Consider the following 23,022-nt stretch of genomic DNA (forward strand, 5'->3'; position numbering starts at 1 on the left):
TCGTATTAAATTCCAGCATAATTAATTCCTGTCAAGAAGTGTATATCTCTATCGTATGTAGAAAGGTCATCTTGATTAAATTTTTCAATATCGTCATACCCACAAGCCCTTGCTATAACTCTAATTAAATTGTTTGTAGCTTCAAAGTAGTTTTGTAACTGCTTTGCAGATGAGTCAATAATTAAACGACTACGCAAAGATTCCTTTTGTGTAGCGATACCTACTGGACAATTATTACTCCCACACGCGCGCATTCCTAAGCATCCTATAGCTTGCAATGCAGAGTTTGAAACTGCTATTGCATCTGCTCCTAGCATTAATGCTTTTGCAAAATCTTCTGCTACGCGCAAACCTCCTGTAATTATAAGGGTTACATCTTTTGCTCCTACTTTATCTAGATAAGTACGCGCTCTAGCGAGTGCTGGAATGGTAGGTACATTAATATGATCTCTCAAAACGGTAGGCGCAGAGCCTGTTCCTCCTCCTCTACCGTCCAGAATAATGTAATCCACACCTACATCTAGAGCAAACTGGATATCCTTTTCTATATGGCTAGCTGCAATTTTAAATCCTATGGGAATACCTCCTGTACGTTCTCTTACCGCTTTCGCGAAAGCTTTAAAATCTTCAACACCATGAAAATCTGGAAATGTAGCTGGTGATATTGCTGTCTCTCCTTCTTTCAACCCTCTTACCTCGGCAATTTCTTTACTTACTTTACTGCCTGGCAGGTGCCCTCCAGTACCTGTTTTGGCACCTTGGCCACCTTTAAAATGGAAAGCTTGAACGTTATCTAATTTATCCCAAGAGAATCCAAATTTCGCGGAAGCGAGCTCATAAAAATATTTTGAATTATTTGCTTGCTCTTCTGGTAACATCCCTCCTTCTCCAGAACAAATACCTGTTCCTGCTAGTTGGGCTCCCTTTGACAAAGCAATTTTTGCTTCACGTGATAGTGCACCAAAACTCATATCACTCACAAACAAAGGCATATCTATGGTTAACGGTTTCTGTGCTTTAGGCCCTATAACAACTTTTGTAGCAACTGCTTCTTCATCTAGTAGTGGTCTTGAAGCTAGTTGCGCGGGTAAAAATTGAATATGATCCCATTTAGGAAGTGTGTTTCTATCTACACCCATGGATGCAGAAAAACCGTGATGACCTATGTTCTTTAAGCCATTTTTTGCAAGCTCTTTTATATAACCCGTATAAGGTTCTGTATCTTCTGGATGGGTATCTGCATACGCTCCTAGGTATTCATCTCGATCAAAAGGTTGCGGATTCTTTTTGAGATATGCATCTATCTCAAATGCATCTACCATAAGCATTCCACCTTCTATTTTGGTAGAAAATTTATGCAACACCTCACTATTATTATATTCTGAAACGCCTGAGTCTACACGATAATCCCATCCGTGTACTCCACAAATTAAATTTTCACCATCTACGTGACCATCAGACATTAAAGCCCCTCTGTGATGACATCTCCCGTAAAGTACAGAAATTTCTTCATCAAATTTTACGACGACTAGATCAAGTCCATTTACGAGCGCATGTTCTGGCTCTTTGTTTTTTAAACTGTCTACTTGAATTATTGCTACGGGCTGTTTCATATACTATATAATTTTTTTGAAGTTTAATATTAAAAGACAAAGCCTAGGGAAAACACGATTCTTCCACCATCTGTGCTTGAGTAATACCCTAGATTAGTGGTAAAAGTTTCTAAGCCACTTACCCAAAAGGAGCCCCCTACACTATTATGCCATTTGTCTGAATTATCATTTTCTACCCATACTCTTCCGTAATCAAAACCACCGGTTACACCATACTTGAGAGGGATAAAACTAGTTTTAAATTTACCTAGCAACAATCTCAAATCTGTATTTTGATACACTGAGTATTTACCTATAAAGCGTTCTTTTCTAAATCCGCGCAAACTATGATTACCTCCTAATGAGGCACCGTGATAAAATTCAAAATTATCACCTAGAATAGCTTCTCCTCCTATTTTTGTAGCTAGTACGATACTGGCACTTTTGTTTAGTCTATGGTCTATTGCTATGTGAGGACGTACATATCCAAATTTATTGTCGATGTCTTCTCCACCAATATTAGCTTTATAACCTGCCGTGATACCGGCATCTAACCCTAATGTAGGGTAAGAAATATCATCTTTATTCTTATAACCATAGTTAACCTCAAGACCAGCATAAGTTTGCTTCTCAAAAACTGTAGCCGAAGATGGTAAGAAGTTAATAAATCTATCTTCGGTGTTTTCTACTTCAAAGGACTCAATTAAAGGTTTAACATAAAATGAACCTCCATCTCTGCCATTCCAGATTAATGATATTGCAGCATTCCATTCTTTTATACTTACACGATTAAAGTCAATATCTACATCATCCTTATCATAAAGTGTTTCATTACCAAAACCGAAAAAGTTTTGTGCAAAATTTGGACTCGTATATTTTCCCTCTACACCAAAATTCCAGTTATGAAAAAAATTTGAAAACTCACCTTTATATGAAACATCATAACCAGAATTACCTGTATAATAGGAAGCGCTTACTGAATGCTTTGTAGTAAATGGATTGCGCTGGATACCATAAGTTGTAAAATTATTTACAAAACCTATTCTAAGACCATCATCTGGGTTTGCACCTATGATGGGTAAAAATTGGTTAATACTGTATTTACGTTTTTTATAGTCGTAGTTGTTAATTTCATAATCATCAACTAACCATTTTTTTGACTTGCTATTAACGATGGTATTATTCTTCCCTTTATAATCGTAGAGCTTAACTTTCTTTGTGTTCTCAAAATTATAAATGTCATTTTGCTTTCCTCCTAAAACCTTGATGGTAATTAAATCATTTCCCTTCCCTGTTACATTGAAGGTATCGTTGCCGTCTAAACCGTAGATCCAGATTTCTTTAGTTTCATCTTTTATGAACGTTCTTTCAAAAATGCCAAGGTCTTTCCTTTGAACCTCAATCTTAGTTTCTCCATTAGGAAGTCGTTTAATATTAAAGACATCGTCTTTTTGCGTACCTGTTATTACTTCATGCTTGTTTACATAATCATAATAACGGCGAGCTATATCTACAATATTCCCTCTTCTTCCCTTAAGTTTTCTCTTAATATCCTCAATGGTTTGACCCTTCATTTCTACTGGAACATTCTCAAAGGCTAGTTCTATAACATCATCTGTAAGTCCAGTTTGTAAGGCCATTGCTTCTTTCTCCCAGTCTTTCCAGTCTGATTTATTGATAAAAGTCATATCCAAAGGATAAGGCTCAAAACTGAACCATTTAGGACTACGCAATTCCTCATCATAAGATTGCATCATACGTAAGCTAGGCACAGCGCAGCTTAGGAAGTTTAAAACACTCCCGTCAAATATGGAAAAAGCTTGATCTCGATCTCTCGGTATGGGTTTGCAAATCTCTGATCCATCCTCATTTTCAAAAAGAGCCCATCTCCATTGATCCTCATGCCTATCCCAATCCCCTATGAGCATGTCAAATAATCTTGCTCTTATATAAGAAGGCTCATCTACGATAGACTTACCTGTTTTATTAATTTCTAAGAGAACGTCACTGGTGCTTAAAATATCTTTAGGCTTTCCAAAACTTGCTAAATCATTATGACCAGATTCTACACGCTCTTCTAGTAAATATAGCTCATCACCATACTCATCATTATACTCACCTAAATCTCGTTGTTTAGGTATATAGTACAACTCTGGGTTAGTATGGAAAATATTTACAGCATCTGCGAGAGTTCCTATAGTTGTAGGAGTGTAAGGATGAGCAGTTGTATAAAAATCTAAGAGAAATTTGTCTGCAAAACTTCCTTCTAGTTCTTCTTCTACATATTTGTCTTGAAACGCAGTAGATTGTAAAAACTTAATCGCGCTTTTCTTTAGAGCTCGCATTACATATTCCTTTCCGTCTTTAGTCTCTAGTCGCAGCGATTTAGACTGGTGACCACCTCCTCGTCTTACAGGAGTGAGCCCTCCTTTTAATGTGTCTATAAAAGCAACTTTGGCATTAACTGTTTTGCTATATAAATCTCTATAATGATCTCCCCAAAGATCTTTGTACAGTTTGCTTTTTTCGGTTTCTTCTAACGTATATACAGATGAGCTAAACGTATTATTAAAGCTACTTCTTTCTTTATAATTAACGATTTCTTCCTTCTCTGCCTCCATGATTGTAGCTGAGAATGGCGTTGAGATACCTTGAAAAGAAACTCTTACAGTACCATTTTTAAAAACATCAATTCGTGCATAGCCATTTTCGCTTGAAGCGAAATCTTTATCACCTTTTACAGATGCCTTTCTTGTTTTACCTGCGGCTCCACTTATAATTTGAGAAACTCCATGCTTATTAATGTATTGTAAATTTTTATCACGTCCCGATATAAAAATGAGATCTTCTGTCTGTCTTGCAAGAGTGACTAGACGATTTCTAAATTTTCTATTTTGCTTATTTTGAAAGTCATGCAATGAGGTACCACCTGTTCTAGAAATAAATCCTTCATTAGAGTTAGAAAAAACAGGATGATGCATCGCAACCATAATGATTTTTCCTTGAGATTTTTTAATCATACTCTCAAACTCTAAGAAAAAGTCTGTTCTGTTTTTTATATCACAATTTTCATTGAGGTAAATATGATCATTCCAATCTTCTAAATACCATTGTGAGTCTACAGTTATTAAAACGACGTTGTCAGTAATATTTGCCTTTTTAATGGGGCAACCTTTATCTGGATAGAATTTTGACTTACTATTTTCTTGAATAAACGCTTCTATCTTTCTCACATCTCTGTGCCCATTAGCAGCCCATTCGTTCTGACCTGGAGTAAAAATCACTTTACCGTTAAATGATTCTAATATTTCTAGTTGCGATGCTATTTCTGCACTAGCTCCTTTTGTAAAACCATTGTCAGATACTGCATTACCAAGTATGAGTAATTGTGAATCACTTAATGTTTTGGCTTCATTATTTATTTTAGTTAAAACAGCTTGATCGTCTGTATTTCCTGTATTTGCAGTTACAAATATGGAAGTCTCTAATTGTTGTGCAGTAGCAAAATAGCTTACTAATAGTAACGCACATAATAGAGGTAATTTTTTTAGATGGAAAGTTTTCATATTAGTGGTCATTCTTAGATTTTAAATAAAAAATTCTTAAACCAATTATGCTACTAAATAGCACTAAGGAATAGTAACACATAGGTGTTCCTGATTCTGTTTTTGGGCACTTAGCTTCTCCTAGGTATTGCATTATAGATGCGATGAAGGCTATGCCAAAAGCTAATCCTGCAAATAGAAAATACAATACATTCCATTTTTTAAGAAGATGTGCTACAAGTGGAACTAGAAAACATACTAGTACTACAATGCACATCGGTATGTGCAGTATTTTTGGACAACTATCCCCAGTGGCGAGTTCGTCAATCACGAGAGTTCCCGCTCCATACAGCCCTATAGTTAAGAGTACAACAATTAAATAGTATGTGATTTTTGTACTCATTATTTCTTGTATACAATTTTACAAGTAGGACACTCAGTACCTTTTACAGTACTCTTAAGTTTGATTCCATCCATATGAGTTACAATGAAATCCTGTACAAACGCATAACTAGCAGTGTGGTTGTTTACATTTATTTGGACGTCATTATACTTTTCTCTTATAAGATTATCATACTCCTGATCACCCCAACAATTTGGACAATACCCTATCGATAGATCAGATACAGCTTTAACCTTATCTGCAAATAATTCTTTTATAAAATTCATCTTGATATTGTATTATTCTTGAGTATCTAGAACTTCTTCAGTATCCTGACTATCTTTAATTAAAGACTTTAAGTCAACAATGCTATTAATTTTTGGATTTGCAACATTAACCTCCTTATCATTTGATAAGCGTACATTAATATTTAAAACGGTAGTTTCTGCACCTAGTCCAAATTGAATTAATGATGTTTGATCACTAGCTAAGCCTTCTCCAGTAACTAACCAATCTGTTAATTTCTTTGTAGGCGTCGTTACAGTTATTTTAGCACCTTGCGCACTAATTGTCTCGCCTAGATCTACCTGTAGGTAATTATTTGTGCCACCCTCATTTAAATAAGCAAGCGCAGGAGAATCGATATTTACCCAAATCATATCCAAGTAGCCATCTTGATTAAAATCACTTACTAATGATGTAATTGCATAGTGAGGATTTACAAGTTTACTTTCTTTCTCAGTAGGAGCAAATGTTCCATCTTCTTTTTGAATAAGGACTCTACTAGGTAGTTTAAAAAGTTTATTAGGAGCTAGGTCTACATAGTTTTCTGCAACCATAAGATCCTGAAGACCATCGTTATTAAGATCTGCAAAGGTACAACCCCATGAAAATTCATAATCTGCTATTTTAGCCTCTTCTGCTGTATCTGTAAATTTAAAATCCCCATCATTTCTAAATAAAATCCACTTCTCATTAAACAATGAAGCGTCTTTTATGTCTCCCTCTGCAAGTACTCTAGGTAGAGTACTCCCGGTATTTGAAAACATAAAATCAACTAATCCATCATTATTATAATCACCTACCGCTAATCCCATAGGATAAGCAAACTTCTTAGTGAGCGGATTAGGCTTCATCGTAAAAGTTAAATCTCCATTGTTTCTATAAGTTCTAGCCTCTCCTGTATCATGGACCACAACTAAGTCTAACCACGTATCATCATCAATATCTACTAATACTCCTTGAAAAGTATTATGAATGTAATCTAGACCGGCAGCTTTGGTAATACTTACAAACGTATCATCGCCATTATTAAGTAAGAGCTCGCTAGTAGCACCGTAGGTATAATCCTCAAATATGGTTTGCCCCTCCATCAATTCCTTTTTAAGGTATGTGGCAAGAAAAATATCTAAATCACCATCTTTATCAATATCACCAACAGTAATTCCAGCTGGGTTAGATTTGGCATTCATAGGAGTGTCAATAATTTTTTCAGTGAATTTGCCATTCGTATTATAGTAAATACGGAGGCCATCCTCCCTACCTAAAATAATATCCGTAAACCCATTATTATCAAAATCGGCAGAGACAACACCAACAGTAGTGGTGGTCTTACCCTTTGTAGGTAAATTGACCTCTTCAGAAATATTTACAAATTCGTTATTTCTGAAGGCAAAAATCGCATCCTCTTGATTCATCCCACCTCCAAAGAAGACCTCATCTATATTATCATTGTCAATATCAATTAATGCTGATGGAGCAATAGGCAATGATTTATCACCATTATATTGATGATTAAAGTCTATAGAGATTGGAGTGAATGTTGGTATTTTTTCTTCTGAGATTGTAATATCATACTTGTCTGAAACTGAATCTCTCCAAAAAAAACCTAAAACCAAAATGATTAAAAGAAGAATAATGACGCCAAGTGTTTTAAGTATTTTTTTAAGCATTTTGATGGTTTTTAGTAAGGTTTTTTAATTGAATAAGAGAAAGCGTGAAGAGTATGAAATGAGTTACATTCATTAAAATAGGTAACATGTGTGCTCCTAGAGATGGAATAATTTTACCTATAATTACTAATAATATGAGAATCGCTATAGGGCTAAAGAAAGCCATCCATTTTTTATAGTAGGTTCCACCTTTAAGGATCGCCGCAATGAAAGCAATAGATAATACTGCTATAACTATACGGAGTATTTTGACCAGCACTTCCATGTGGCCTGTATAATGATCTAAGATGGTTGTGTAGGTAGTAGCGTCTATACTATTTTTTAGATGCACTACATTACCTATTGATGCTCGAGAACCTATCCAAACACCTCCTACTGCAAATGCAATAAAACCTACCGCTAGAACAACTCGAGCTAACATCTCATTACCAGATTTAAGCATTCTATATATGTGTATATAACCCGCAAAATAAAATGGTAATCCTATAATTGTTATATAATGTCCCATCGATAGATTACCTAAAGACACGTATTTGAAAAACTCATAGTCTTTTGAATGTTCTAAAATATCAGGAGAGTAATGCAAAAGATACTCACCCAGCCCAACAAGGAGCGAAGCGAAAAGGCCTAGACAGCCTAAAAATTTGGTTAGTTTCATCTAATTTTCAATCAGTTAGTTTGGTTTGTGTCGACTTATGTTAAAATTCCTTTCATAAATTGAAAAAATTTGTTAATTATTATATAGAGTAGCTAATAGCTTTCATTCACAAATCGTAGAACTTGAGAATATTTTGTCCTTTAAATGGTAATCAACTATTACCTGTTCAAGTAAGAACTTATAGGTTTGCAGGACCACTGTACACTACGTTAAAAATTGAAATCTCTATAGTAAGCTAGAATCACTCAACACAATTGTTCAAATAGTCGCTTTAAACCTCATCAAGGTTCTGAGATGCTTTTGAAATGAATTCCATATTATAATTTATAACGCCTTCTTTTCTCATGGTACTCAATACATTGCTAACAGTTTGCCTAGAAGTATTTGTGAGGTTTGCAATATCCTTGTGACTTAAAAGGTTCTTAGCCTGTAAACGACCAGATACTTCAGCCTCTCCAAATTCTTCTAGATAATCTGATATAAACTCCTTAATTCTTGTTGTACTGTCTTTGTATAACAAATCATGTAGTCGTCGTTCAAGTTTTTGAATACGTAAGCCATAGATTTTGAGAAGTCCATTTTTAAGGGATTTGTGCTTATCCATAAGCGCTTCCATCTCATTGGATTCTATATAACATATAACACAGCTTTCTAACGCATAAGCAATTTCTTCACTTGCAGCTGCCTTATCATATAAAGCAAGCTCCCCAAAGACATTTCCCCTTTTAACTATGTACTTAGCAGTGTTGCTCGTTTTATCTACAATTTTGACACTTCCCTTTTTTAAGAAAAAAACACTATTCTTATGCTCATCTCTAAGTTCGATGCGCTTACCTTTTTCTATAGTATCCATTTCAAGAATCTCGCACATTCTCATCATATTGATCATTCCGAGCTTCTTAAAGAGATTAAAACCCTCTAAAAACCAGTATTTTGTGATTGTCTTCAAGCATTAATCATTTAGGTTACACAACAATAGTAGTAAAATAGTTTAGGGTTTGGACGACTTATTTTGAGAATACTTACTTCAGGCGACACTTTAGAGTAATCAACTAGAATGTGAAAACTTTTTTTTAAGAAAACTGTCTAAATGCTTAGGAATAGCAAAATAGTATGCTGCAACATCATTATGAAGTAGAGAGAATATACTGTAGGTACAGTAGGAAACTAGAGGAAATAAAAAAAGCTCCACATTACTGTGAAGCTTTTTACTTAGTAGCGGGAACTGGACTCGAACCAGTGACCTTCGGGTTATGAGCCCGACGAGCTGCCTACTGCTCTATCCCGCGATATATGTTCCAGTAACACGTTTCTTGATTAGGCCATCAGTACTGCGTTAATTGGAGTGCAAATATACAACAAACTTTTCCTTATTACCAAATCACAAAGGGCATATTTAACAAGAAATCACAAACTTTTTTCTCAGCGATTACTGCACACTATATTTAACCTATGAATAAAAAAACAAGAACGATTCTCATCTCGCTGGTAATCTTTATACTAGCACTTTTTACAGCTCAACTTCTAATAAATCGTGCAGTAAAAAATAAAGCAGAATTTTTTCTAAAAAATCGACTTCCTGATCATTTTACTGTCTCATATAGCGATATAAATCTAAAAAGCTTCTCTGGAACCATCACTATTATAGATCCAAAAGTGCATATTCAGAACAAAACGGATACTATAACGCACACAATTGTTAAGGCAAACTCATTTACAATTGAAGATGTGAGCTACTGGAGCTATCTAGTTCGTAAAGAAATTAGAATAGAAGATATAAAACTCAACGATGCAGCAATTACTTACAGCAAGCATAAATTCAAGAAATCAACAGACACGGTAAGAAAACCTCTTGCCAAAGTTTTTAAACCTATCTTGGTTGAAGAATTAAGTATAGATAATGCTTCCTTAATGATTTATGACGGAACGAAAGATTCAATATCCGTTAGCGTAGCAGATATCACTTTAGAAATAGACGACATCTATATAGATAGTAAGACGTTAACCAGAAAGCTACCTCTGGATTACTCCGACTACAATGCTAATGGTTCTGATATATCTCTAAAAGTAGGCAACTACGAACGACTCACTCTTGACGATTTTACCATAACTGATAGAAAAGGACGTTTCAACAATATCACACTGAAAACAAAATACAGTAAGGCTGACCTCTCGAATGTAATCCCAGTAGAAAGAGATCATTTTAATCTAGCGATAGCAGCGATTGAAATAGACAATCCCACTTTTGGATTTGAAAATAGTGAGTTATTTGCAGGAGCTAACTCAATTACCATTAGCAAGCCTACTTTAGAGGTTTATAGAGACAAGCTAGTTACTGACGATAATAGTTACAAGCCTCTTTATAGTAAGATGCTCAGGGATGCTCCTATTAACCTCCTAGTAGATGATGTTACTATTAAAGATGGTAGTATTGTTTATCAAGAAAAATTAAAGGATGATAATCAAGGAGGGCGCATTGAATTTTCTGCTCTTAATGCATCTATAAACAAACTAGGAAACACATATCCCGCTGGAGATAAAACAGCCTTAAAACTCACCGCTACTTTTATGGATAACACTCCTATTGAAGTAGATTGGTCTTTTGATGTAAATGATAAAAATGATCTGTTTCTATTTAAAGGAAGTATGGGCAAATTACTAGGAGAACAGATGAATCAATTTACCGCTCCTAATCTCAACATAAAGCTTACTGGAGAAACTTATCAAACCTACTTTACTATAGACGGTAATGCTAGTAAGTCTACCATAGATATGCGCATGCAATATGACGATTTTGAGATTGAAATAATGCGCAAAAGAGGAAAAGGCATTAACAAGTTACTATCTAAGGTTGTAAACCTGTTTATTAAAGAAGATAGTGATGACAAATCTACAGATTTTAGAGAAGGCTCTGGTGAGACAGAAAGAGACACAACGAAGTCATTCTTCAATTATCTTTGGCTTAACCTCAAGTCTGGTTTAATCGCAACACTAGCAGGAAAAGGGTAAACTCTTATTTTTTCATAACCCAGCACAAAGCATCTACACGTTTTTTTGACGAGAAAGCCTCTACGTCTGAGGTCATTAATAAATCCTTGAGACGCACTACTCGGCGTATCCACGATCTGTTAGATACAATCACTAATCTATTGATACGCTTAGCATAAGAAATATCAAAAAATGTATGATCAATAAATGCTCTTATTTCAATCTCATCCACATCGTCTTCCTCAAGGTAGATATTGATTTTATCGTGACTTTCAAGCTTTTTCTCTATCGCCGCCTTAACTTGATTAACACCATCTTGAGCTATTTTGTTTTCATAAACAAAGCCTAGAGTGTCATCTGCGATATTAAGTTCTATAATCATGAAGAATTTATTAATAGAAAGATAAATCTTTTATGAATGGAAAAGTAAAAACGTATTGTAAGAAAATAGTCTATTGTTCAATATCTATGGCTGAGAATGAAGTTAAGGTTCCATCCTCAAAACCCACTTGTAGTTCAATGGGGTTACAGCACACCTCACAATCTTCTACATAAACACTACTTATGGATGGATCTAAGAGCATAGAAATCTCTTCCCAACAGTATGGGCATTGAAAAAAATGTTCGTACATGATGATCTAATTTATAGAGGAGTACGCTTTCGCGAAAGCGCCACCTACGTATTAAAAATCTACATTAAGTAATTGACCTGTAAGCTGTAATAATTGTATCTCTGCAAGCTTTGCAGTATACTTTGCTGCGTTCTTGGTAGTTTGCGCATTAAGAAGATTTAATTGCGCCTGACGGAATTCTATACTAGTAATTTGACCTAACTTAAAACGTTCCTCAGACCTATCAAAGTTTGCTTTACTCGTAATTACATTCTGTTCTTGTAAGTTATAGATCGCAAGTGCATTATAATAGTTGCCTTTTGCATTTGAAATATCACGTTCTACTTGTTGCTTGAGTTGCTCTTTGATATACTCTTGGCTGTCAAGTGCTATTTTAGCATTCTTAATGCCTACTATAGAACTACCTCCATCAAATAAATTCCATCGTAAGGTTGCTCCCGTTTGAAAACCAGTAGATGTACTTGAAGCAAGAAAGTTAGTCGCAGGAAAATTCCCTTCATTCCATCCATAGCTTCCTGTTATTCCTACTGTAGGAAGTAAAAGTGATTTAGCCTGCTTTATCTGGTAATCACTAATGATTATATTTTGTTCTGATTGTAAAAGCGAAATGTTATTTACAGTCACTTCATTAATATACTCTTCTATGCTTATAGGGTTTATAAAAGCAACTGTAGTATCTGCCACCTTCAGGTCTTCTAGCTCTCTTGCAAGCACCACATTAAGATCACGCTGTGCATTGCGCAGCTGCTGTCCTGCGTTAAGGATATTTGTACTATCGGTTACGATATCTACTTGCGCATTGAGGACCTCAAGCTTATTTACTTGCCCGTAATCAAATTGATATTGCGCTCTAAGCTCACGTTCTTTTGAAATTTCAAGTGCATTTTCTAGCACACCCAGATTTTCTTCAACACGTGCAACTTCATAATACACTGTAAAGAGTTGCACCATCACATTCTCAATTGTCTCTCTAGCCTGCAGCTTAGATAAGCCATATTGTTCCTTAAGACTCTTGTAGTTATAATACCTCCCTAAGCCATCAAAAAGTGTATAATCTAGATTTACAGATGCGTTGTACCTTGTCGTCTCTGCTCCATTTACAGATCTTGATGTACCATCTTGAAAAGTAGCTTCTTGATTATCTACATTATAATTTATACCCGCTGTAGTGCTTATCGTAGGTAAATATCCTGTATTTAAAATCCCTGTATTATTTTCGGCAACCGCAACTTGATTATTGGCAAGTAGAATCCCGAAATTATTCTCAAGCATAGTACGTATCGCCTCTTCCTTAGTAAGTAAAGAAGTTGGAGTTTCTTGAGAGTACGCTTTCGCGAAAGCGAACAATAAAAGAAATACTGCTATATTTTGTACTGAAAGTTTCATTATTGATTCCTTAAAATGTTATGCAATAGCGCTTCCATCGTGAGTTTTTGAACTAAATTGTGTGGTGAAGTACGCATAATCTCAATCTCACCTGCACTTAAAATAAGCTCATCTTCACCTTCTTCTTCTAGTTTTAAATCGGCTGTATTAAATGTTTGCTCATCCTTAATATCACCTTTTTTGATCGTTACAGTGTCTCGCTGTTGTACAAATAAAAATGAGTTATAATCTAAGAAACGATTAATACCTCCTAGCATTTTAAAGCCTATGAGACCCAAACTTATCATGAATACGTAGGTAAATAGTTTTGTGAGCGTAAATTCATTACTTCCAGTAAAAATAGCAAGTAACAACCAGCAATGAATGAGCCCTACAAGTGATAAAATCACTCCTACAACAACAGCTGCTATGTCCATTAACTTTGCTCCAGAAGCTCTGCGTATGGTGATGGTGCCTGTATTTTCGTCCATCGTATACATGAAACCAATATCCTTTAAGTAGTCAAGGTTATTTATTGCAACCTCTTTTTGATTGATTTGTGACTGTAGCTCATCTGTAGGTACGGCTATAGAACGCTTGTCAATCTCGTTAAGCAAGTTGAGCTTTGCCTCGTACGTAAGTTTATCGCTTTGCTCTAGCACAGCTAGTATCTCACGGTGGGTATGATTTTTATACAAATTCATATTAAACGATGTCTGTATTATGTGGTAAAGCTGCGTAATCTTCTTGAGCATCATTCTCTGCCTCTTCTTCCATCTCTTTTACTGCTCGCTCTTGATTTTCTCTAGGAGTTTTACGCCCCATAATTAATCTATCTGTTGTAGTCTTTGCCCAGTTACTAAAGGAAAGAAAGATAGGTAACATCACAAGGGTAAGTATCGTGGCAAAACCAATTCCATAAGCAATAGAAATCGCCATTGGTATTAAGAATTGTGCTTGTCTACTTTCTTCAAAAATAAGCGGTGCAAGTCCTGCTATCGTTGTTATAGATGTCAAGAATATTGCTCTAAAACGTGAACGCCCAGCATCAAAAATAGCATCATCAAAAGTCATCCCCTCTCTAAGGTTTGTATTAAACTTACCTATCAATACGAGGCCATCATTCACCATAATTCCTACGAGCGCGATAATACCTAACATAGATAAAATATTAAGTGGGAAATCGTGTATCCAGTGTCCCCACGCTACTGCAGGAAGACTTAAAGGAATCAAGAGCAATAACATTAATGGCTGACTATAACTTCTAAAAGTAAATGCAATCACAATGTAAATAAGCGCGAGTACAGTGAGTCCTACAGGCTTTAAAGATCCTGTTAATTTACCCGCTTCTCTATTCTGACCTTCATAAGATGGTGTTACCGTAGGGTACTTTGATAAAATGTCTGGCATTACGTTAGACTGTAAATCTGCCATAACATCTGTAGCACTTACCTCTTTCGGGTTCTTAAGATCTGCAAGTATTTGTATCTCTCTCCTTCCTTCTAGGTGATTAACAGCAACATCTCCTCTTTCTATGGTATAACTTGCAATCTCATTGAGTGGCACTTTTGATCCACTAGGAGTAAGTATACGCATATCATCAAGATTTGTAATAGAAGATCTATTATCACGATCATAGCGTACCCACACTCTTATTTCATCTTGCCCTCTTTGAAAACGCTGCGCTTGTGACCCAAAGAATCCTGCGCGCACTTGCGTCATTACTGTTTGTAAGTTGAGACCAAGCGCATAAGCAGACTCGTTAAGCTGAAGTCTTATTTCCTTAATTCCTGCTGGATCATTATCTGTAATATCCTTGAGTACAGGATTGGACTCAAGAGATTGTTTTAATTCTGCCTTTGCTGCTTTAAGCTCTGCAATATTATTTCCAAGTAAAGAAACTGCTACTGGACTTCCTCCAAAGTTTCCTCCACCACCATACACGAGACTTTCATTTCCTATTACTGGGCCTACTTTCTCACGAATCATATTACCCACTAGAATGGAAGTAATATCGTTAGGCCTTTCCTCACCAGGTAGTAAGTTTACACTCAATGTAGCTGTAGAAGTTCCAGGACCTAAAGTTTTGATGATATTCTCAAACAAAGGTCCGTCTATCTCGCTTTTATATTTTTCTGAAAGCTCTTTGTTTACTTCGACAGCTCTCATTTCAATCATAGAGATAATACTATCTGTAACACCCGCATTTGTACCGTTAGGCATGTTGAGTGTTATACGCACATTATCACTTGCAACGTTAGGAAAGAATGCTCCTCTTATGATCCCAGCTTGAAAACTCCCTGAAGTCAATAAGATAAAAACGATGAAGAAGGAGAACATCAAAAACTTATAATCAAGTGCAAAACGCAAAGTAGGGCTATACACTTTATCACGTAACCATACCATTATACGATCACCAAACTCATTGACATATCGCAGCTTTGAAAATAAATTTGCAATTCCTTTTTTAGGGCGGTTATCTTGCTTTTTCAAAGCCTTAGAGTGCGCAAGGTGCGCTGGAAGGATAATAAGAGCCTCTACTAATGATACCGCTAGGGTAAGCATAACTATTACAGAAACCTCTCCAAAAAACTCCCCTATTCTACCATCTAAGAATAAGAAAATACCAAAAGCAAGAATAGTCGTTAATATCGCCGAAATAATAGGAGGTAATACTTCCATCGTACCATCTACCGCAGCTTGCACTGGTGATTTGCCACGTTCATAATGCTGATAGATATTTTCGGCAATTACAATACCATCATCTACTAGAATACCAATAACGATAATCATCCCAAATAATGATAGCACGTTTATGGTTACATTAAAATATCCCGCAAGCATAAACATTCCTAAAAAAGCCACTGGAAGTCCAAAGGCTACCCAAAATGCAAGACGTGTATTTAAAAATAATGAGAGAAATATAAGTACTAGTATCATCCCTACAACCGCATTCTCTGTAAGTAAGGCAGTACGCTGTACAAGTGTTATAGATAAGTCATTTACAACGGCAAGTTGCACGTTGTTGTATTTGTCATTAAAATCTGCGATGTACTCTTTTGCTTTCTCTGCAGCACCTATGAGATCTTCTGTGTTTGTAGAGGTAATAGATACATTTACAGCAAGATTTCCATTGAAGTAATTTGCATTAGGTGTTTCAGAAAAACGGTCTCTTACGGTTGCAACATCTTTAAGACGTATCGTTCTTCCGCTAGCGTCAGATCTTACAATCACATTAGAGAGTTCGTCGCCATAATAAGCCCTGTTATTTGCTCTTATGAGATACTCCTCTGCTTCTGTTTTTATGGATCCTCCCGTAGTAAGAATATTTGATCTACTTACAGCTTGAGAAACATCTGCAAACGACAGATTATAAGCTAGCAAGCTATTTTCGTTTACGGCAATTTCGATTTCCTCATCAGGATAACCTGATACGTTTATTTGTGAGATACCCTCAATTGCTCTTAGATCATTCTCAACCTGCCTCCCTATCTGTTTAAGCGTAGCTAGGGTCACATCTTCTCCACTTATAGAAAAAGATATAGTCTGGCGTATCGCTTCTTGTTTTGCCACTACTAGTGGCTCCATACCAGAAGGAAATGATGGCACTCGATCTACAGCATTCTTAACTTCAAGAAGCATAAAATCGATATCCTTCCCTTTTTCAATCTCTACATTTATATTTCCGCTATTCTCTCTTGAAGTAGAAGTTACACGCTCTACACCGTCTAAGCCTTTAAGGTTATCTTCTATTTTAAGTACAATACCTTCTTCAACTTCCTGAGGAGATGCTCCAGGGTAAACAACGGTAATGTTTATATTTTTTGAATCTACAAGTGGAAAGAATGAAGACTTTAATGATAAGGCTCCAAATATTCCAAAAACCACAAACATTAATACCACTACGTTTACGGCTACGTGGTACTTTATGAAGTACTCTATAATTTTACGCATCTTACTCTGCTGGTGCTTGTGATGAATCTTTCTCTTGGTATATTTTTACAAGCATACCTGCATATGCTCCTGGAACTGGCTTGCTTACTAACTTTGTCCCATTAGGCACTCCTTTTACAACGACTTCTTTATCTGAGAAGTATACTGGTTTTACATCGATAATGTCAAGAATTGAATCTCTTACAGTAAAAACTTGATTATTTGGCTGCAACAATCCTCTTGCTATTGCAATCGCATCTGTCTCCTCTTTAGCTTGGAGCACAGCCTCAAGATAAACACCTTCTCTAAGCGCACTGTCCTTTACCTCTATGTATGCATTTATAGTTTGTGAAGCTTGATCTATATTACCGTTTACTCTTGTCACCTTCCCAGTGTACGATTGGTCTCCATCTATCGTTGTAAGGGCTACTTCATTGCCTACTTTAAGCAAGTCTGCATAATTCTTACTTATTGCAACTTCAAGCTCATAAACACTTGTGTCAATAAATTCACCTAGTTTTTGGCCTGGGCGCACTAAAGTTCCCTCAGTAACCAATGCCTCGGTTAGTATTCCTGTAAAAGGTGCTACTATATTGTACTTCCCAAGTCGTTGCTCGAGGTTCTTTACATTGTAGTAAGAAGTCTGAATGTTACGCCCTGAGATAAAATAACCTTCCTTTTCTGAAGTAATTTCGGGAAGTGCAGGAGTAGATTTATTTACATCGAAGTTATTGATATACTTCTGCCACTTAGGGTAAGCCTCTGGATAGTCTAATCTCAAATCTGGCATGATAGCCGTTATTTGATTAAACAAGGCACTTTTTTGTGATTGCACAGATGCATAATATTCTGCACTATTTAAACGTAATATGGTTTCTCCTCTTCTATAGGTTTGACCAGGCTTAAAAAGTTTGCTGCCCTTTTGCAATATACCTTGCACCTCTGAGAACACCTCTAGCCTGCGCTGTGCTACAAGATTACCATTAGCCGAAATCTCTATAGGCACAACACCATTAACAACGTCTTCTACAAAGACTGTTTTAACCACCTTTTCTGGTTTTGGTCGTGTACGTTGGTTACTAGCAACAATTGCCTCAGAAGCAAAGAAAGCGCCTATTATGAGTACTACTCCTAATAGAGAAAGGATGATTTTACGCATCGTAATTTTTTTGGTTGAAAATGACCTAATGATCAATACGCAAAGCTAACCATGTCAAGGCGCGACAGTTGTTAACGATGTCTTAAAAAATCTAACAGCTCGTTAAACGGCAAAAAGAACTAGTAACACCTAAAATACTGATTCCATAGCGGATACAACATGAAGAGTCTAGAAGCGACTTCTCAACCCTAACGCTCTCATTCTTAACAAAAACCAAATAACATCAGACAACATCTTTAAAAAAATGCTCTTTAAAAACAAAACCCCACTTAAATAGTGGTGTTTATGAGTTATGTAGTGTTATAAGTACGCTTTCACGAAAGCGCAACTAAAATTTTAATTCAAAGCATCTAGCTCTTCAGTGATTTTGCCCCAATCTTCCATATATCCATCTAGCTTCTTTTTCTTACCATTGTAATTATCAAAGAAGTCTGGCTTTGCCACTGTCTCATCATAATTAGTTGCTAGCTCTGCGTCAAGTTGCTTTACTTCCCTTTCAAGCTTATTGATATTAGACTCCACCTTACTCAACCTATTATTAAGTGACTTGAGCTTCTTCTGATCTTCGTATGATTTTTTTGAACTTTTTACTGGAGCTTCTTTTTTGATGACGTCTCTCTTTTCTATCTCGCGTAAGTTTGTCACCTCGCGCTGTTCAAGATAATAATCTACATCACCTAGAAACTCACGTATGCGGTGGTCTTTAAATTCATAAACGCGATCTGTGAGTCCTTGCAAGAAATCACGATCGTGAGATACAACAATAAGTGTTCCTTCAAACTGCTTAAGACTATCCTTTAAAACATTCTTAGATTTTATGTCGAGGTGGTTAGTAGGCTCATCCATCACAAGCACATTAAAAGGCTGTAACATCAATTTTGCCAGTGCAAGCCTGTTACGCTCACCTCCAGAAAGTACGCGCACATATTTATCTACTTCCTCTCCTCTAAAGAGAAAAGAACCCAGAATATTACGCACAAGCGGTCTTGTGCGCTCATCTGCCGCATCAATCATTGTTTCCTCTACGGTTTTTGATCCGTCTAGGTATTCTGCTTGATTTTGAGCAAAGTATCCTATTTGCACATTGTGCCCTAGCTTTACATTACCTTCATGCGCTAGTTCTCCTACTATAATTTTGGCAAGTGTAGATTTACCTTGACCATTTTGACCCACAAAGGCAGTCTTTGTATTGCGTTCTACAAGTAAATCTATCCCTTGCAGTACTGTTTTATCTCCATAGCTTTTCTCAACATCGTTTGCCTCTACTACCACTTTGCCCGGAGTAACAGATACAGGAAATTTTAATGTCATCACGCTATTGTCATCCTCATCTACCTCAATACGATCTATCTTATCAAGCTTTTTGATAAGTGATTGCGCCATAGTAGCCTTAGATGCTTTCGCACGGAATTTCTCGATGAGTTTCTCCGTTTGCTCTATTTGCTTTTGCTGGTTTTTTTGAGAAGCAAGCTGCTGCTCTCTTAACTCACTGCGTAATACTAGATATTCTGTATAGGGCTTTGGATAATCATAAATACGACCTAAAGAAATCTCAATAGTTCGATTTGTAACATTATCTAAGAACATTTTATCGTGCGATACAATTGCCACAGCTCCAGAATATCCTTTTAAGAAGGTCTCAAGCCATATAATAGATTCAATATCTAAGTGGTTTGTAGGCTCATCGAGCAATAATATATCATGGTTTTGAAGCAATAGCTTTGCAAGCTCGATACGCATGCGCCATCCTCCAGAAAATGTATCTGTGAGCTTATCAAAATCTTCGCGCTTAAAACCTAGTCCCTGGAGTATACGTTCTGTCTCTCCTTTATAGTTATAACCTCCATGCACCTCATATTGATGTTGCACATCGTTAATGTCAATCATTAACTGGTTATATCCTTCACTCTCATAATCTGTACGAGTAGCTAGCTGACTATTAATCTCATCAAGTTTACCCTCTAGTTCTTTAATTTCCTTAAAAGCTTCATAAGACTCTTGAAGAACAGTTCTTCCTTCTACAAAGTCAATATCCTGCTTTAAAAAACCTATACTTATCTCTTTCTCGATAGCTATAGATCCAGTATCATAAGGTTGCTCACCAGAAATAATGCGCAACATGGTAGACTTTCCAGCACCATTTTTACCTACAAGTCCTACACGATCTCCTCCATTAAGACGGAAGGTGATTTCTTCAAAAAGATATTCGCCTTGAAATGAGACAGAAAGGTTATGAATATTAAGCATAAGGAGATAAGTAAATATTATGATTTATAAAGTTTGAGGACTGCAAAGATGCTTAAATTTGTACTCATAAACCAAGGAGATTATGGGAATTCTAAAAGGCACTAAACTTAACAGCATTATTAATGGTAAATGTCCTGTTTGCCATAATGAGTCCATGTACAAAAACCCAAATCCATATATACTATCACAAACGCTTAAAATGCATGAGCGTTGTTCTCATTGTGACACAAAATATAAGATAGAACCTTCTTTCTTTTATGGCGCTATGTATGTGAGCTATCCAGTAGGGATTGCTTTTGCAACGGCTGCCTTTGTCATAACTTACCTGTTTTTTGAGGCAAATCTTGTAAATTCTTTTATAGCAATTGTAGGAACCATGATTGTTTTCATGCCTGTAATTATGAGACTATCCCGCAACATATGGATCAATTTCTTCATGAAGTATGACCCAGCCAAAGATCAACTGTCAAGCTAATTACCAAAACCGACTACCTGAATTTTTTAGGGAAACGCATCACATCCACTTCTGCAGGAAGTGCTTCTTGATATTCTAAAAAGTTATAGAGATACTTTGCAAGTAATGGCCCTGCCATGATTCCTCTTGTGCCTAATCCATTTAATATTGCTAGCTGATTGTAGATAGGGTGAACACCAAGCAGCGGCCTTCTATCACCGGTTGTAGGACGCACACCCGCCTCTTGATCGACAACTTCATAGGTAACATTAATTAGTGCGTCAAGCTTCTCTAAAAGCTCTTCACGAGCTTCTGTTGTAGTTTCCCAATCTTTATCTGTCCAATCATAAGTCGCACCAACTTTATAAAGATCGTTTCCTAAAGGAACGATAAAGAATGAAGATTTTATTGCTGCATTTAATTGTAATTGTGGAGCACTGATAATTATGTATTCTCCCTTATTACCAACTAATGGCAATTTCCCGAAGTAAGGATTTTGCTTCACTCCATAACCTTCTGCAAAAACAATTCGAGAGGCTTTGTAACCATCATAGGTTACTGATGATTCTTGCAATTGTAATAAGTCATAATCAAATACCGCTTTCGCGAAAGCGGACTTACCAGCAAGGTATTGCTCATAAGAGGATTGAAGTTTTGTGATTGCAACCCTACCTGTCTCCAGCACTTCTCCATAATGAAATGGCGCCGAAATCTCTTCACGCTCCTCCTTTACTATCGCAGTTTTCACAAACCGATCCAACCCAGGCTTATCACTTGCCGTAAACCAATTATTTTGATCTTCGATAGAGTGGAATACTTTGCGCACGGGTAATTCAGACATGAATGACTCGCCAAGTTTCTTTTCTAAAGTTCTAAAATAAGGGATTGCAAGATCAAACTGCTCAATGGCTTTCCAGGGCAGAGAGTAACGTTTTAATATAACTGGGTTGTATAAACCAGCTGCTACGCGACTAGCACCTTCTGTACCTTTGTCTATAACAATAAAATTCTTCCCATTGCGCTCACACTCTTCACAAAATGCGATGCCTGCCAGTCCAAGACCTACGATAATATAATCTACTTCTTTCACCATACAAAAATACAAGAATAGTAGGCTCACAAAGTGCGCATCGCCTTCCTATTTATAAGTCTGAAATTTATAAAATAAAAAAGCCACCTAAACGTATTGCTTAGGTGGCTTATATCATAATTGGAAATTAATCTAGTAATTCCAAAGATCTTGTTCAATATCCCTAATACGTTCTTTGATACGATCTGACTCTAGTAATTGCATCATTGAATTATCATTGATGTACTCCTTAACCTTGCGGTCACCCTGTACGTTATCCTCTTTATAAATAGTCGCGTTAAAACGTCTACTATTTAACAAGTGGTCAAATGATATAGGCATTGATGTGTTCTTACGGTTAAATGCTTTTGCATTGTGCAATACTTCACGAGCTCCTGGAAACCATATCCAAAAAAGTTCAATATCTGCTGCACTTGAATCGTCTAAGAAGTTTACATCACCAGAAACTGGAGCAATACCTAACAAGCGGTACTTAAGTTCTCCTTGACGCTTGTCGATATACCAGTAACCACGTATGTGGTATGCGTTGATATCATAAGCAGTAATTTCTGTACGTTCAATGTTATAATCAGAAATCGATTCTCCAGCATTTAATTGATCATATCCAGCATCAGAAGTATCAATCTTTACCATTGCGGCAGAAAGATCTCCTAGTTGAATTTTTTCTGTAAAATATGAATCTCTGTAAATAGCATCAATCTTTCCGTTTTTAATATTCTTAACAAGAACATCAAAAAGTGAACGACGATCTGACCCCATATTGATGGTATCAATAGGATAGTACAGAGGGAAATTTACGCGCTCATCAAGATCAACAACCTCCCAAGTGTTTTTTGCCCATAATACGTCACGCTTTTCTACGTAACCATATGGCAATGGATTGTCGTTGTCCTTTGCTTTTTGCTCTTCGGTAACTTCAAACATTTCATCCGGCGTTTTTGCATTAAGGATATTTCCTTGTGCAAATGCTGGAACTGCCATCAATAGACCGAGTGCAACAAAAATTAAACGTTTAAGACTCATAA

Annotated in this window: 18 protein-coding genes and 1 tRNA gene; 2 read left to right on the plus strand and 17 right to left on the minus strand. The window is 36.3% G+C overall.

What is annotated here, in order from left to right; genetic code table 11:
* Positions 1–5: 5 nt before the first annotated feature.
* The 8 genes from ACJJVW_RS04340 to ACJJVW_RS04375 form a co-directional block, all read right to left on the minus strand.
* Positions 6–1,613 carry a glutamate synthase-related protein gene (locus tag ACJJVW_RS04340; RefSeq protein WP_405250862.1) on the minus strand — a complete coding sequence of 536 codons (1,608 nt, stop codon included), beginning with the start codon at positions 1,611–1,613 and terminating at the stop codon, positions 6–8.
* A 29-nt stretch (positions 1,614–1,642) separates the two neighbouring features.
* Positions 1,643–5,158, minus strand: a complete 3,516-nt coding sequence (locus tag ACJJVW_RS04345; protein WP_405250863.1) for a metallophosphatase — start codon at positions 5,156–5,158, stop codon at positions 1,643–1,645.
* Between the two features lies 1 nt (position 5,159).
* Positions 5,160–5,540, minus strand: coding sequence for a hypothetical protein (locus ACJJVW_RS04350; RefSeq protein WP_405250864.1), 381 nt, complete (start codon positions 5,538–5,540; stop codon positions 5,160–5,162).
* Positions 5,540–5,806: a hypothetical protein gene (locus ACJJVW_RS04355; protein ID WP_405250865.1), complete on the minus strand. Its 267-nt coding sequence runs from the start codon at positions 5,804–5,806 to the stop codon at positions 5,540–5,542. Before ACJJVW_RS04355 ends, ACJJVW_RS04350 begins: the two co-directional genes overlap by 1 nt.
* Positions 5,807–5,818: 12 nt before the next feature.
* The gene (locus tag ACJJVW_RS04360; protein ID WP_405250866.1) at positions 5,819–7,471 is read right to left on the minus strand and encodes a CRTAC1 family protein; all 1,653 of its coding nucleotides are present in this window, start codon (positions 7,469–7,471) and stop codon (positions 5,819–5,821) included.
* A complete protein-coding gene (locus tag ACJJVW_RS04365; RefSeq protein WP_405250867.1) occupies positions 7,464–8,129 on the minus strand; it encodes a DUF6796 family protein in 666 nt (221 codons plus the stop codon). The genes ACJJVW_RS04360 and ACJJVW_RS04365 overlap by 8 nt, the downstream gene beginning before the upstream one ends.
* Before the next feature lie 271 nt (positions 8,130–8,400).
* Positions 8,401–9,078, minus strand: coding sequence for a Crp/Fnr family transcriptional regulator (locus ACJJVW_RS04370; RefSeq protein ID WP_405222702.1), 678 nt, complete (start codon positions 9,076–9,078; stop codon positions 8,401–8,403).
* 267 nt (positions 9,079–9,345) lie between these two features.
* A tRNA-Met gene (locus ACJJVW_RS04375) sits at positions 9,346–9,418 on the minus strand.
* A gap of 163 nt (positions 9,419–9,581) precedes the next feature.
* Here ACJJVW_RS04375 and ACJJVW_RS04380 point away from each other — a divergent pair.
* Entirely contained in the window at positions 9,582–11,138 is a 1,557-nt protein-coding gene (locus ACJJVW_RS04380; protein WP_405250868.1) for a hypothetical protein, read from the plus strand.
* Positions 11,139–11,142: 4 nt separating this feature from the next.
* Here the strand turns inward: ACJJVW_RS04380 and ACJJVW_RS04385 are convergent, their stop codons facing one another.
* The 7 genes from ACJJVW_RS04385 to ACJJVW_RS04415 all read right to left on the minus strand — a co-directional run bounded on the left by ACJJVW_RS04385 (position 11,143) and on the right by ACJJVW_RS04415 (position 20,453).
* Entirely contained in the window at positions 11,143–11,499 is a 357-nt protein-coding gene (locus tag ACJJVW_RS04385; RefSeq protein WP_405250869.1) for an STAS/SEC14 domain-containing protein, read from the minus strand.
* A 70-nt stretch (positions 11,500–11,569) separates the two neighbouring features.
* Positions 11,570–11,749, minus strand: a complete 180-nt coding sequence (locus tag ACJJVW_RS04390; protein ID WP_013751183.1) for a CPXCG motif-containing cysteine-rich protein — start codon at positions 11,747–11,749, stop codon at positions 11,570–11,572.
* Positions 11,750–11,800: 51 nt separating this feature from the next.
* Positions 11,801–13,135 carry a TolC family protein gene (locus ACJJVW_RS04395; RefSeq protein WP_405250870.1) on the minus strand — a complete coding sequence of 445 codons (1,335 nt, stop codon included), beginning with the start codon at positions 13,133–13,135 and terminating at the stop codon, positions 11,801–11,803.
* Positions 13,135–13,818 carry a hypothetical protein gene (locus ACJJVW_RS04400; RefSeq protein WP_405250871.1) on the minus strand — a complete coding sequence of 228 codons (684 nt, stop codon included), beginning with the start codon at positions 13,816–13,818 and terminating at the stop codon, positions 13,135–13,137. The genes ACJJVW_RS04395 and ACJJVW_RS04400 overlap by 1 nt, the downstream gene beginning before the upstream one ends.
* Before the next feature lies 1 nt (position 13,819).
* Entirely contained in the window at positions 13,820–17,068 is a 3,249-nt protein-coding gene (locus ACJJVW_RS04405) for an efflux RND transporter permease subunit (RefSeq protein WP_405250873.1), read from the minus strand.
* A gap of 1 nt (position 17,069) precedes the next feature.
* Entirely contained in the window at positions 17,070–18,206 is a 1,137-nt protein-coding gene (locus ACJJVW_RS04410) for an efflux RND transporter periplasmic adaptor subunit (protein WP_144785050.1), read from the minus strand.
* Positions 18,207–18,542: 336 nt separating this feature from the next.
* Entirely contained in the window at positions 18,543–20,453 is a 1,911-nt protein-coding gene (locus ACJJVW_RS04415; protein ID WP_298330544.1) for an ABC-F family ATP-binding cassette domain-containing protein, read from the minus strand.
* 82 nt (positions 20,454–20,535) lie between these two features.
* Between ACJJVW_RS04415 and ACJJVW_RS04420 the strand changes: the two genes are divergently transcribed.
* Positions 20,536–20,928, plus strand: coding sequence for a DUF983 domain-containing protein (locus ACJJVW_RS04420; protein ID WP_298330548.1), 393 nt, complete (start codon positions 20,536–20,538; stop codon positions 20,926–20,928).
* Between the two features lie 13 nt (positions 20,929–20,941).
* On the opposite strand, the gene ACJJVW_RS04425 is transcribed toward ACJJVW_RS04420, so the two are convergent.
* Positions 20,942–22,000: an NAD(P)/FAD-dependent oxidoreductase gene (locus ACJJVW_RS04425; protein ID WP_405250875.1), complete on the minus strand. Its 1,059-nt coding sequence runs from the start codon at positions 21,998–22,000 to the stop codon at positions 20,942–20,944.
* Between the two features lie 129 nt (positions 22,001–22,129).
* Entirely contained in the window at positions 22,130–23,020 is an 891-nt protein-coding gene (gene gldN / locus ACJJVW_RS04430) for a gliding motility protein GldN (protein ID WP_108877002.1), read from the minus strand.
* Between the last annotated feature and the right edge of the window lie 2 nt (positions 23,021–23,022).

The sequence above is a fragment of the Dokdonia sp. Asnod3-C12 genome (assembly GCF_045063975.1).
Lineage (GTDB): Bacteria > Bacteroidota > Bacteroidia > Flavobacteriales > Flavobacteriaceae > Dokdonia.